At 60.6% G+C, this 11,973-nt stretch carries 8 protein-coding genes and 7 tRNA genes; 11 read left to right on the top strand and 4 right to left on the bottom strand.

From position 1 onward, the window contains the following. Nucleotides 1-135: 135 nt before the first annotated feature. Nucleotides 136-211, bottom strand: a tRNA-Asn gene (locus FH041_RS10700). A 61-nt stretch (nt 212-272) separates the two neighbouring features. After that, entirely contained in the window at nt 273-1,469 is a 1,197-nt protein-coding gene (locus FH041_RS10695; protein ID WP_028688127.1) for an amino acid aminotransferase, read from the bottom strand. 283 nt (nt 1,470-1,752) lie between these two features. Here FH041_RS10695 and uvrB point away from each other — a divergent pair, with 283 nt between their 5' ends. After that, a complete protein-coding gene (uvrB, locus tag FH041_RS10690) occupies nt 1,753-3,768 on the top strand; it encodes an excinuclease ABC subunit UvrB (protein ID WP_023535858.1) in 2,016 nt (671 codons plus the stop codon). Between the two features lie 17 nt (nt 3,769-3,785). Here the strand turns inward: uvrB and FH041_RS22780 are convergent, their stop codons facing one another. Beyond that, nucleotides 3,786-3,938 carry a hypothetical protein gene (locus FH041_RS22780; RefSeq protein ID WP_157852874.1) on the bottom strand — a complete coding sequence of 51 codons (153 nt, stop codon included), beginning with the start codon at nt 3,936-3,938 and terminating at the stop codon, nt 3,786-3,788. An 18-nt stretch (nt 3,939-3,956) separates the two neighbouring features. Here FH041_RS22780 and gltX point away from each other — a divergent pair, with 18 nt between their 5' ends. The 10 genes from gltX (at nt 3,957) to FH041_RS10640 (ending at nt 8,619) form a co-directional block, all read left to right on the top strand. Continuing rightward, nucleotides 3,957-5,438, top strand: a complete 1,482-nt coding sequence (gltX, locus tag FH041_RS10685) for a glutamate--tRNA ligase (protein ID WP_049696344.1) — start codon at nt 3,957-3,959, stop codon at nt 5,436-5,438. 273 nt (nt 5,439-5,711) lie between these two features. Continuing rightward, nucleotides 5,712-5,787, top strand: a tRNA-Ala gene (locus FH041_RS10680). A gap of 73 nt (nt 5,788-5,860) precedes the next feature. Beyond that, nucleotides 5,861-5,936: transfer RNA gene (locus FH041_RS10675), tRNA-Glu, on the top strand. Between the two features lie 51 nt (nt 5,937-5,987). Continuing rightward, nucleotides 5,988-6,063, top strand: a tRNA-Ala gene (locus FH041_RS10670). 42 nt (nt 6,064-6,105) lie between these two features. Next, a tRNA-Glu gene (locus FH041_RS10665) sits at nt 6,106-6,181 on the top strand. 51 nt (nt 6,182-6,232) lie between these two features. Beyond that, nucleotides 6,233-6,308, top strand: a tRNA-Ala gene (locus tag FH041_RS10660). Nucleotides 6,309-6,350: 42 nt separating this feature from the next. Then, nucleotides 6,351-6,426, top strand: a tRNA-Glu gene (locus tag FH041_RS10655). A 160-nt stretch (nt 6,427-6,586) separates the two neighbouring features. Further along, nucleotides 6,587-7,021 carry a thioesterase family protein gene (locus tag FH041_RS10650; RefSeq protein ID WP_027916481.1) on the top strand — a complete coding sequence of 145 codons (435 nt, stop codon included), beginning with the start codon at nt 6,587-6,589 and terminating at the stop codon, nt 7,019-7,021. A gap of 50 nt (nt 7,022-7,071) precedes the next feature. After that, nucleotides 7,072-8,043, top strand: a complete 972-nt coding sequence (locus FH041_RS10645) for a tRNA-dihydrouridine synthase (RefSeq protein WP_104925994.1) — start codon at nt 7,072-7,074, stop codon at nt 8,041-8,043. Between the two features lie 132 nt (nt 8,044-8,175). After that, nucleotides 8,176-8,619: an Hsp20 family protein gene (locus FH041_RS10640; protein WP_027916483.1), complete on the top strand. Its 444-nt coding sequence runs from the start codon at nt 8,176-8,178 to the stop codon at nt 8,617-8,619. 66 nt (nt 8,620-8,685) lie between these two features. Here the strand turns inward: FH041_RS10640 and FH041_RS10635 are convergent, their stop codons facing one another. Next, nucleotides 8,686-11,970, bottom strand: a complete 3,285-nt coding sequence (locus tag FH041_RS10635) for a bifunctional diguanylate cyclase/phosphodiesterase (RefSeq protein ID WP_104925995.1) — start codon at nt 11,968-11,970, stop codon at nt 8,686-8,688. Nucleotides 11,971-11,973 lie beyond the last annotated feature (3 nt).

The raw sequence follows: 11,973 nt of genomic DNA, 5'->3' as shown, positions 1-11,973 counted from the left end.
ACTGACCTGGGCAAAAGACACGGGCATATCCACAGCGGGCACAAAAAAGCCGCTTTGGGTATGTCTGTTTGACAACATCCCTCAAAGCGGCGTTTTTGGATTATTTTCAAAACCCTGTGAAGGATCTTGATTATCTGGCTCCGCGACCTGGACTCGAACCAGGGACCCAATGATTAACAGTCATTTGCTCTACCGACTGAGCTATCGCGGAATGTGCACGTATCTTACTCAACAGCAGGGGTAAGTCAAGTCACCCCTGCGAAATCAATCAGTTACAGCACTTCAACAATGGCTTTGGTCACGACGTGGATATTGTTCTGGTTCAGCGCAGCCACGGCTATGCGGCCAGTGTCCAGCGCGTAGATGCCGAACTCGTTCTTCAGCCTAGCCACTTGCTCCACGGTCAGGCCCGAGTAGGAGAACATGCCGACCTGGCGACCCACGAAGCTAAAGTCGCGCTTGGCACCGTAATGAGCCAGCAACTCGACCATCTGCTTGCGCATGCCATGAATGCGCTCGCGCATTTCTGCCAGCTCGGTTTCCCACATCTGCCGCAGCTCTGCGCTGTTGAGCACCGTCGCCACGATGGTGGCGCCATGGGTGGGGGGGTTGGAGTAGGTGGTACGAATAACCCGCTTGACCTGGGACAGCACGCGCGTGCTTTCGTCTTTGGAGGCCGTCACGATCGACAGGGCGCCCACGCGCTCACCGTACAAGGAGAACGATTTGGAGAACGAGCTGGAGACGAAGAACTCAAGGCCCGACTCGGCAAACAGGCGTACGGCAAAGGCGTCCTCGTCGATGCCGTCTCCAAAGCCCTGGTAGGCCATGTCCAGGAAGGGCACATGACCTTTGGTCTTGACCACTTGCAGGACGTTCTTCCAGTCTTCCAGGTCCAGGTCCACCCCGGTCGGGTTATGGCAGCAGGCATGCAACACGACGATGGAGCCTGCGGGCAACGCCTCGAGGTCTTCGAGCATGCCTGCCCGATTGACGCCGTTGGTCGGGGCGTCATAGTACCGATAGGTATGAACCGGGAAGCCCGCTGATTCGAACAGCGCACGGTGGTTTTCCCAGCTCGGGTCGCTGATGGCTACCACGGCCTCGGGGGATACACGCTTGAGGAAGTCGGCGCCGATCTTCAGTGCGCCCGTACCGCCCACTGCCTGGACAGTCACAACCCGGCCATCGGACAGCAACGGGGACTGGGCACCGAACAGCAGTTTCTGCACCGCTTGGTCATAGGTCGCGATGCCGTCGATCGGCAGGTAGCCACGCGAGGCATGCTGGGCGGCACGCTGGGTCTCGGCTTCGATCACAGCCCGCAGCAGCGGAATGCGGCCTTCCTCATTGCAGTAGACGCCCACCCCCAGGTTCACCTTGTCGGTGCGTGGGTCGGCATTGAATGCTTCGTTGAGGCCCAGGATGGGGTCGCGGGGTGCCAGCTCGACAGCGGAAAACAGGCTCATTGTTACCTTGGCTCGGATAGGAGTGTAAGGGGAGGTATCCGCTCCAGCCGAATGCACTGAAGCGGGGCACAAACGGGGAGTCAGTATAGTGATCCGGTACGGTCACGGCGACACTGCGACGCCGCTTTTACGACTATTTGCGCAAAAAATTTTCGACCCTTGCGGCCTTTGCCCTGTCCACCGTAACACGGGGTCACCGTTGGGCCTTCAAAGCGTCCCCCGGCGTGCCCATTTGGGTATAGACTACTGGCTAAATTTACAGTGCAGCACCGCGAGGTTCGACATGTCCGAGTTCCAGCTCGTTACCCGGTTCCAGCCAGCAGGCGATCAACCAGAGGCCATTCGGCAAATGGTCGAGGGCATCGAGGCGGGGTTGGCGCACCAGACTCTGCTGGGGGTGACCGGCTCTGGCAAGACCTTCAGCATCGCCAACGTCATCCAGCAGGTGCAGCGCCCCACGTTGGTCCTGGCACCGAACAAGACGCTGGCGGCGCAGTTGTACGGCGAGTTCAAGGCATTCTTCCCCAACAATGCGGTGGAGTACTTCGTTTCCTACTACGACTACTATCAACCCGAAGCCTATGTGCCCTCATCGGACACCTTCATCGAGAAGGATGCCTCGATCAACGACCATATCGAGCAGATGCGCCTTTCGGCGACCAAGGCGCTGCTCGAGCGGCGCGATGCGATCATCGTCACCACCGTGTCCTGCATCTATGGCCTGGGCAGTCCTGAAACCTACCTCAAGATGGTGTTGCACATCGACCGTGGCGACAAGCTCGACCAGCGCGCGTTGCTACGCCGACTGGCCGACTTGCAGTACACCCGCAATGAAATGGATTTCGCCCGTGCCACCTTCCGAGTGCGTGGGGATGTCATCGACATCTACCCGGCCGAATCGGACCTCGAAGCCATACGCGTCGAGCTGTTCGACGACGAGGTGGAAAACATTGCCGCGTTCGATCCGCTGACAGGCGAAATCCTGCGCAAGTTGCCAAGGTTCACGTTCTACCCCAAGAGCCACTACGTGACGCCGCGAGAAACGCTGCTTCAGGCGGTTGAGGGTATCAAGGAAGAGTTGGCCGACCGGCTTGAGTACCTGCACAAGGCCAACAAGCTCGTGGAGGCTCAGCGTCTTGAGCAGCGTACCCGCTTTGACCTGGAAATGATCATGGAGCTGGGTTACTGCAACGGTATCGAAAACTACTCTCGCTACTTGTCCGGTCGTCCTGCCGGTGCGCCCCCACCTACGCTGTATGACTATCTGCCCGCCGACGCACTGCTGGTCATCGATGAGTCGCACGTCAGCGTTCCCCAGGTGGGCGCCATGTACAAAGGGGACCGCTCACGCAAGGAAACGCTGGTGGAGTACGGGTTTCGTCTACCGTCGGCGCTGGACAACCGCCCCATGCGCTTCGACGAATGGGAGAGCGTCAGCCCGCAGACCATCTTCGTGTCCGCCACGCCCGGCCCTTATGAAGAGGCGCATGCTGGGCGCGTCGTCGAGCAGGTGGTGCGTCCCACTGGCCTGGTCGACCCGCAGATCGAAATACGCCCTGCGCTGACCCAGGTAGATGACCTGCTCTCGGAGATCCGCAAGCGCGTGGCCCTGGGCGAGCGGGTGCTGGCCACCACCTTGACCAAGCGCATGTCCGAGGACTTGACCGATTACCTGGCAGACCATGATGTACGGGTGCGATACCTGCACTCTGACATCGACACCGTGGAGCGGGTCGAGATCATCCGCGACTTGCGCCTGGGCACGTTCGATGTCCTGGTCGGCATCAACCTGTTGCGCGAAGGCCTGGACATGCCCGAGGTTTCGCTGGTCGCCATCCTCGATGCGGACAAGGAAGGCTTCCTGCGCTCCGAGCGTTCGCTGATCCAGACGATTGGCCGGGCTGCGCGTAACCTCAATGGTCGGGCGATTCTATATGCCGACGCCATAACCGGTTCGATGCAGCGGGCCATTGACGAGACCGAGCGACGTCGAGAAAAGCAGATCGCCTTCAACGAAGCGCACGGTATCGTGCCCAAAAGCGTGGTCAAGGACATCACCGATATCCTTGAAGGTGCGACCGTCCCGGGCGCTCGCAGCAAGAAACGCAAGGGGATGGCCAAGGCGGCAGAGGAGAGCGCGCGTTACGAGGCCGAGTTGCGCACCCCAGGCGAAATCACCAAGCGTATCAAGCAGCTCGAAGACAAGATGATGCAATACGCCCGTGACCTGGAGTTCGAAGCCGCCGCCCAGTTGCGTGACGAGATCACCCAGTTGCGAGATCGCCTGATCGCAAGTTGATGCCTGGCGGTCGGCATTCACTGCGCATCGATCAGGCGAGACCGCGCTGCACCCAAGCCACCCACGGTATGGCCTACCGTGGGCTCGGCATCATGGGGGGGCCAGCTCAGGTTCACCGCATCGCTGGAGCCCGGTGCCTGCCACCTGCTAACATCGAGGCTTTGTTTCATCTTTCGTTCGAGACTCCCATGACCACCGTACGCACGCGTATCGCGCCATCGCCTACCGGCGACCCCCATGTCGGCACCGCCTACATCGCCCTGTTCAACTACTGCTTCGCCAAACAGCACGGCGGCGAGTTCATCCTGCGCATCGAGGACACCGATCAGCTGCGCTCCACGCGCGAGTCTGAGCAGCAGATCTTCGATGCGTTGCGTTGGCTGGGCATCGAATGGAACGAGGGCCCGGACGTGGGTGGCTCACATGGCCCGTATCGGCAGAGTGAGCGCGGTGAAATCTATGCCCAGTACGCCAAGCAGCTGGTCGACGCCGGCCATGCGTTCTATTGCTTCTGCACCGCCGAGGAGCTGGAGCAGATGCGCGCCGAACAGCAGGCCCGCGGCGAGACGCCTCGTTACGATGGGCGAGCGTTGCTGCTGAGCGCCGACGAAGTGCAACGCCGGCTGGACGCAGGCGAGCCCCATGTAATCCGCATGAAAGTGCCCGCCGAGGGCGTGTGCGTGGTGCCGGACATGTTGCGCGGTGACGTGGAGATCCCGTGGGATCGCATGGACATGCAGGTGTTGATGAAAAACGATGGCCTGCCCACGTACTTCCTGGCCAACGTGGTCGACGATCACCTGATGGGCATCACCCACGTACTGCGCGGTGAAGAGTGGTTGCCGTCGGCGCCCAAGTTGATCAAGTTGTACGAGTACTTCGGTTGGGAACAACCCAAGCTGTGCTACATGCCCCTGCTGCGCAACCCGGACAAGTCCAAGCTTTCCAAACGCAAGAACCCGACGTCGGTGACGTTCTACGAGCGCATGGGCTTCATGCCCGAAGCCATGCTCAACTACCTGGGCCGGATGGGCTGGTCCATGCCAGATGAGCGCGAGAAGTTCTCGCTGGCCGAAATGGTCGAGCACTTCGACCTGTCCCGCGTTTCGCTGGGCGGGCCGATCTTCGACATCGAGAAGCTCTCCTGGCTCAACGGCCAATGGCTGCGTGAGCTCCCTGTGGAAGCCTTTGCCCAGCGCCTGCAGAAATGGGCGTTCAACAGCGACTACATGATGAAAATCGCGCCGCATGTGCAGGGCCGGGTTGAAACGTTCAGCCAGGTGGTGCCTTTGGGCGGGTTCTTCTTCGAAGGCGCACTGAAGCTTGACGCCAAGCTGTTCGAAAGCAAGAAATTGTCGGCCGATCAGGTGCGCCAGGTCCTGCAGTTGATCCTGTGGAAGCTTGAGAGCCTGCGTCAGTGGGAAAAAGAGCGCATCACCGGTTGCATTCAGAGCGTGGTCGATGCATTGGAACTGAAGCTGCGTGACGCCATGCCCTTGATGTTCGCCGCCATCACCGGGCAGGCAAGCTCGGTGTCGGTGCTCGATGCCATGGAAATCCTCGGCCCTGACCTGACCCGCTATCGTCTGCGTCAGGCCTTGGATTTGCTGGGCGGTGTTTCCAAGAAAGAAAACAAGGAATGGGAAAAGCAGCTGGCTACCATCGCTTGAGATGAGGCAGGCGGGCAGGCTGTCGTTCCCACGACGGTCGGCCGCTGCCGTGTGCAAGGGATCCAGCGTTGCAGGCTGGTCTGGCCCGCCCGATAAACCGATATTGCGGGGCAGGGCGGTAAGTGATTGTTATCTGTGAAAAAACTTTTGGTTTTTTTGAAGATTTAGTTTGACAGGCCTGCACCTGGATCTTAATATGCGTCCCGTCCACAGCGATGAACATAAACGAAACGCCAGACACCCAGCCAGCGTATCGGTTCAGCGTGACTCTGTGGGGCTATAGCTCAGCTGGGAGAGCGCCTGCATGGCATGCAGGAGGTCAGCGGTTCGATCCCGCTTAGCTCCACCAAATTCCTGTTGTCAGCCAATGGCTGACACGTAGAACGGGCACTAGCAGCACGTTCTTGAAGGTAAGAAGGTTCGTCCCCTTCGTCTAGTGGCCTAGGACACCGCCCTTTCACGGCGGTAACAGGGGTTCGAGTCCCCTAGGGGACGCCAGTTTCACACAAGCGATGTTTCGGCATGGCTGGGCCGCGAGGCTAGAAATCTGGGGCTATAGCTCAGCTGGGAGAGCGCCTGCATGGCATGCAGGAGGTCAGCGGTTCGATCCCGCTTAGCTCCACCAATTACTGCCAAGGTTTGCATTGCAAACTTTTGCGAAGGTTATGTCCCCTTCGTCTAGTGGCCTAGGACACCGCCCTTTCACGGCGGTAACAGGGGTTCGAGTCCCCTAGGGGACGCCAGTTTTACACAAGCAGTGTTTCGACATTGCTGGGCCGCGAGGCTAGAAATCTGGGGCTATAGCTCAGCTGGGAGAGCGCCTGCATGGCATGCAGGAGGTCAGCGGTTCGATCCCGCTTAGCTCCACCAATTACTGCCAGGGTTTGCATTGCAGACTTTTGCGAAGGTTACGTCCCCTTCGTCTAGTGGCCTAGGACACCGCCCTTTCACGGCGGTAACAGGGGTTCGAGTCCCCTAGGGGACGCCACGTTTACCCGCGTTTTGCGGGACTTTAAAGGCTCATTCGCATATTGAATGGGCCTTTTGTTTTTTCTACTAAAAAATCCCTAACGCCGCTCTCCCTTCTGGGGTGGACATTTCTGGTCCGCTCACTGCTAAATTCCCTTTTTGCCCCATGGGACATGAACATGAGCTGGGACCTGCCCACACCTTTCATAATCGACGTGCTTGTCGGCAGCGAAGACATCGATGGACTGGGGCATGCCAACAATGCCGTCTACGTCACTTGGCTAGAACGTTGCGCCTGGCGACATTCCCAACGCCTGGGGTTGGACCTTGCGGCGTATCGCCTGCTTGATCGCGCCATGGCGGTGGTCCGTCACGAAATCGATTACCTCGCCGCCGCTTACGAAGGTGACGAATTGGAGTTAGCCACCTGGATCGTCGACTGGGATCAGCGTCTGCGCATGACCCGACGGTTTCAGCTGCGTCGTGCGCGTGATGGGATGACCTTGCTTCGCGCCCGGACCACCTTTGCGTGTATCGAGCTGTCTACTGGCAAACCCAAGCGCATGCCTGCCGAATTTCTGGACGGCTACGGGCCAGCGCTGATGCCCGCCTGAAGCACGCCTAAATTTTGCTAGACTGCCGCCTTTTGCGCCGAGATCATTCCATGCAAATTGCCCTGGCCCCCATGGAGGGGCTGGTCGACAACATTCTGCGAGACGTACTGACCCGCGTAGGCGGCGTCGATTGGTGCGTCAGTGAATTCATCCGCGTCTGTGATCGCCTGCTGCCAGCCTCCTCGTTCCATAAATTGGCCCCCGAGCTGAGCAACGGCGCGCATACGGCGGCAGGCGTGCCCATGCGCGTGCAACTGCTGGGGTCCGACCCAGCGTGCCTTGCCGATAACGCTGCATTGGCCTGCGAGCTGGGCGCCCCGGTCATCGACCTCAACTTTGGCTGCCCCGCCAAGACGGTGAACAAGTCCCGGGGTGGGGCGGTGCTGCTCAAGGAGCCTGAGTTGCTCCACGCCATTGTCCGCGAGGTCCGGCGCGCGGTGCCTGCCGCGATCCCCGTCACCGCCAAGATGCGCCTGGGTTTCGACACCCCGGATGGGGCGCTGGACTGTGGCGTGGCCCTGGCTGAGGGCGGGGCGGCCCATTTGGTGGTACATGCCCGGACCAAGGTTGAAGGCTACAAGCCGCCCGCGCACTGGGAGTGGGTGGCGCGCGTGCAGGACGTGGTCAAGGTGCCGGTGTTCGCCAATGGCGAGATATGGACGGTCGACGACTGGCGTCGCTGCCGGGAAGTCAGCGGCGCTGAGCACATCATGCTGGGGCGTGGCCTGGTTTCTCGCCCTGACCTGGGTGTGCAGATTGCCGCAGCCAATGCCGGAACGCCCTACCAGGCCATGGGTTGGGAGCAATTGCTGCCGCTACTTCAGGCGTTCTGGCTTCAAGCCCAGGCCAAACTATCACCCCGATACGCCCCGGGACGAATGAAGCAATGGGTCGCCATGTTGACGCGCAGCTACCCTGAGGCCGTGCTGCTGTTCGCCGAGCTGCGCCGCGAAGATGACTGCGCGCGCATCGGGCGCTTGCTTGGCGTGGCGTCGACGGCAGATCAAGCGGAGGTGGCGTGACCACCTGGCACAGGCGAAAATTTTTTTTGCACGGCCCTTGAAAGCGCCTTGATGGACCTTATCTCTTGAGTACGCGATGCCGAATTCGGGTCGCGTAATGACTTACTTGCTGATATCTCAGGAGTTATGACCATGACTACCGCTTTCTCTCTTGCACCACTGTTCCGCCACTCCGTTGGTTTCGACCGCTTCAATGACCTGTTCGAATCCGCGGCACGTAATGAGGCTGGTAGCAGCTACCCGCCCTACAATGTGGAAAAGCACGGTGATGACCAGTACCGCATCGTGGTTGCCGCGGCTGGTTTCCAGGAAGAGGATCTCGACCTTCAGGTCGAAAAAGGCGTGCTCACCGTGACCGGTGGCAAGCGTGACAATGGCTCGGCAGAAGTGACATACCTGCACCAGGGCATTGCCCAGCGCGCCTTCAAGCTCTCCTTCCGCCTGGCTGACCACATCGAGGTCAAGGCAGCGGGCTTGGCCAACGGTCTGCTTAGCATCGATCTGCTGCGTATCGTGCCTGAAGAAGCCAAGGCCAAGCGCATCCCAATCAACGGCGAGCAACCCGCGCTGAACTGATCCAGCGCATCACCAAGAAGGGCACCCCAGGGTGCCCTTCTTGCGTTGTGCAGGCGCGCGGTCACTTCAGGGCGCTTGCAACAGTCGCCGGAACGCTTGTAGCGGCAAAGGCCGGCTGTGCAGGAAGCCCTGGTACAGGTGACACCCCAGTTTTTCCAGAAACGCCAGCTGTTCGGTCAGCTCTACGCCCTCGGCGATTACCGCAAGCCCAAGGCTAAGCGCCATGGCGACGATAGCGCGGACGATTTCAGCATCGTTGGGGTCTATCGTTACGTCACGGACGAATGTCTGGTCAATCTTCAGTGCATCGACGGGCAGGCGTTTGAGGTAGGTCAGCGAGGAATACCCCGTGCCAAAGTCGTCCATGGCAAACGTTACCCCGTGGCTTTGCAACTCCCGCATCTTGGCAATGGTGTCTTCCAGGTTCTGAATGACGATACCTTCGGTGATCTCGAGCTTGAGCAGTTTCCTGGGCAACTGACTGTCGTCGAGGCTGCGCAGGACGCGGCCAACAAAATCTTTCTGGCGAAATTGCCGCGGGCTGATGTTGACGCACAGGCTGAAATCGTCGGCATCTATCAAGCCGTCGGCCAGCAGGTGGGCGCAGGCAACGCAAGCCTCATCGAGTACCCAATTGCCCACCTCCAGAATCAACCCGCTTTCCTCAAGGACCTGAATGAACTGGCCCGGCGACTGCTGGCCGAGTTGAGGGTGGTGCCAGCGCAGCAGCACCTCGGCACCGACGATCCGGTTGTCGCGGGCGTCGACCTGCGGTTGATAATGCAGGGCCATTTCGCCACGGGCCAGCGCCAGGCGTAAATCACTCTCCATGCGCAGGCGTTCGCTGGCCGCCTTCTGCATGCTGGCATGAAACAGTTGAGTCGTATTGCGCCCGGAGTCCTTGGCGCGATAAAGCGCGATGTCGGCGCGTTTGAGCAGGTCGGCAGGCGTTGTGCCGTGGTCCGGGATCAAGGCCACGCCGATGCTGGGGGTCACCTGCAGGCGCTGGCCGTCGAGTGACATGGGCTGGGCCAGCAGCGCGCGTAGGGTGTCAGCCAGCTGGCGAACCGTGTCCTCGACCTCATCACGATCGCCTTCCAGGCCGCTGAGCAGTACCACGAACTCGTCACCGCCCAGCCGTGCCACGGTGTCCTCTACACGTACACTGGCCTCTAGTCTGGCCGTGATGATCTTGAGCACTGCATCACCGACCGGATGGCCCAGCGAGTCGTTGATGTGCTTGAAATGGTCCAGATCGAGGAAAAGCAGGGCGCCGCGCAGGTTGCGCTGCTTGAGCAAGGCGATCTGCTGACCCAGCCGCTCCATCAGCAGAGCACGGTTCGGAAGATTGGTCAGCGGGTCGTGGTAGGCAAGGTGACGGATCTGTGCCTGGGCGTGTTTCAGTTGGCTGACGTCCCGCGCGGTCATCAGCAGGCACTGCACGTCGTTGAGCAGGATCTGCTCCACGGACACCTCTACCGTCAGGAGATCGCCGCGCTTGTTGCGCCCCAGCATTTCTCGGTGGTGTACCCGGCCATGCTCGCGCAGTTCGGCCAGCAGGGTGGTTCGCTGTTGCGCATCGGTCCAGATGCCGATGTCGAAAACGGTGCGCCCGACGACCTCGCCCGCCGAGTATCCGGTCAAACGGCAGAAACCGTCGTTGATTTCCAGGTAACGCCCGGTTGCGCATTCAGTGATGGTGATGGCGTCCGGGCTTGAGTGAAACGCCTTGGCGAATTTCTCTTCGCTGGATTTGAGCGCTGCCTCTGCCCGCTGTTGTTGGGTGATGTCGCGCAGCGTGGTGACGCTGCAGGGTTGGCCGTCCACTGTGATCAGGCGGCTGGAGATCAGGCAGGTCAAGGCGTCGCCACTGCGGTGATGGACGACCAACGCAACATTGCTCAGGGCCTGCTCGCGGATGACCCGTTCGATGCGGTGCGCACGCAGGGCCGATTCGGCCCACAAGCCTATTTCTTGGGCCGTGCGGCCGATCAACTGCTCGGTCGTCCAACCGAAGGTATGGGTGAAGGCGGGGTTGATCTCGATGAATTGTCCCGTGTCCTGGCGCGTTACGCAGATAGGGTCGGGGCTGACTTGAAACAGGCTGGCAAACTTTTCCTCCGAGGCACTCAGGCGAAGCTCGCGCTCAACCTGGTCGGTGATGTCGAGCAAGGTGCCGGCCATGCGCAGAGGGTTGCCGTGCTCGTCGCGGTACAAGCGCGCACGGCTTTCGATATACCGCGAAACGCCATTCTCCAACTGTACCCGGTAGGTGAACTGATAATTGCCAGCCGGCCCTTCGCGCAGGCTGCTGTAGGCCTTGCGCATGGAGAGGCGTTCCTGTTCCGGAACGCCTTCGAAAAACGCATCGAAGGACTCGTGAAAGGCTACTGGCGGCAGCCCGTGCAGCTGTGCAGCCCGGGCTGAGCCATAGAGCATGCCGCTGGGAATGTGCCAGTCCCACGTGCCTAGCTGGGCCGAATCCAGCGCAAGGTCAAGGCGCTCCTGGCTGTCCTTGAGGGCAAGATCCGCGCGCTTTCGCTCGGTGGTGTCGACGAAAGTACTGAGCTGATAGGTGGTGCCTTCAAGCTCGATGCCCTGGGTGCAAAGGATGCCGTCGTGGACCTTGCCGTCGCTGCCGCGAAACTGCACCTCCATGGTCAGCGGGCCGCCGTTAAGGCGCGAAGAATCGAGCATGTGCTGGCGTTGCGCGGCGTCGGCCCACAACCCCAACGCCACGCTGGTACGGCCGATGACCTGGCTGGCGGGCCAGGCGAATGTATCCTCGAAGTGCCGATTGACTTCGAAGATCATGCCGTCGTGACGTCGGGTCAACAAGATGGCATTGGGGCTCAGGTGGAAGAGGGTGGCAAGGCGCTTTTCAGAGTTCATCAGCGCAGTTTCCCGCTCGCGCTGGCGCGTGATCTCGCGTACCACCCCAATCATCTGCGGCCTGCCGTGCGGGTCGCAGGTCAGGCTGCCATTGATCTCCAGCCAATGCAGGCTGCCGTCTGGCCAGCGAATGCGGTGGCGCATGGCCCGCCCTACCGGTTCGCCATCGAACACCGCCTGGAACGCCTTGCGTGTTCGCGCGCGGTCCTCTTCGGCAAGCAGGTCCAGGTAATCGATGTCTCCGGGCAGGGCGCGCAGCGGGTCGAAACCGAACAGGGCCTGGGTGCCCCGGGACCAGCTTACCCGGCCGCTTTCAATATCCCAAAGCCACGCACCCAGGCGCGCACCATTCAAGGCGGCCAACAGCTGCGGCGCACTCTGCCAGGCCTGCTCCGACGCCTCGGGGTCTGCCGCATGGATTCGCGGCAGGCGCATGAAGCGGTTTGCTGATTTGGGCATGGT

The sequence above is a fragment of the Pseudomonas sp. SWI7 genome, assembly GCF_006351945.1.
Classification (GTDB): Bacteria; Pseudomonadota; Gammaproteobacteria; order Pseudomonadales; family Pseudomonadaceae; genus Aquipseudomonas; species Aquipseudomonas fulva.
This window is presented reverse-complemented; position numbering and strand designations above follow the sequence as displayed.

Excerpts from the sequence above, each read along its gene's own strand:
- FH041_RS10695 (WP_028688127.1), bottom strand. The coding sequence starts at position 1,469 with ATGAGCCTGTTTTCCGCTGTCGAGCTGGCACCCCGCGACCCCATCCTG.
- uvrB (WP_023535858.1), top strand. The coding sequence starts at position 1,753 with ATGTCCGAGTTCCAGCTCGTTACCCGGTTCCAGCCAGCAGGCGATCAA.
- FH041_RS22780 (WP_157852874.1), bottom strand. The coding sequence starts at position 3,938 with ATGAAACAAAGCCTCGATGTTAGCAGGTGGCAGGCACCGGGCTCCAGC.
- gltX (WP_049696344.1), top strand. The coding sequence starts at position 3,957 with ATGACCACCGTACGCACGCGTATCGCGCCATCGCCTACCGGCGACCCC.
- FH041_RS10650 (WP_027916481.1), top strand. The coding sequence starts at position 6,587 with ATGAGCTGGGACCTGCCCACACCTTTCATAATCGACGTGCTTGTCGGC.
- FH041_RS10645 (WP_104925994.1), top strand. The coding sequence starts at position 7,072 with ATGCAAATTGCCCTGGCCCCCATGGAGGGGCTGGTCGACAACATTCTG.
- FH041_RS10640 (WP_027916483.1), top strand. The coding sequence starts at position 8,176 with ATGACTACCGCTTTCTCTCTTGCACCACTGTTCCGCCACTCCGTTGGT.
- FH041_RS10635 (WP_104925995.1), bottom strand. The coding sequence starts at position 11,970 with ATGCCCAAATCAGCAAACCGCTTCATGCGCCTGCCGCGAATCCATGCG.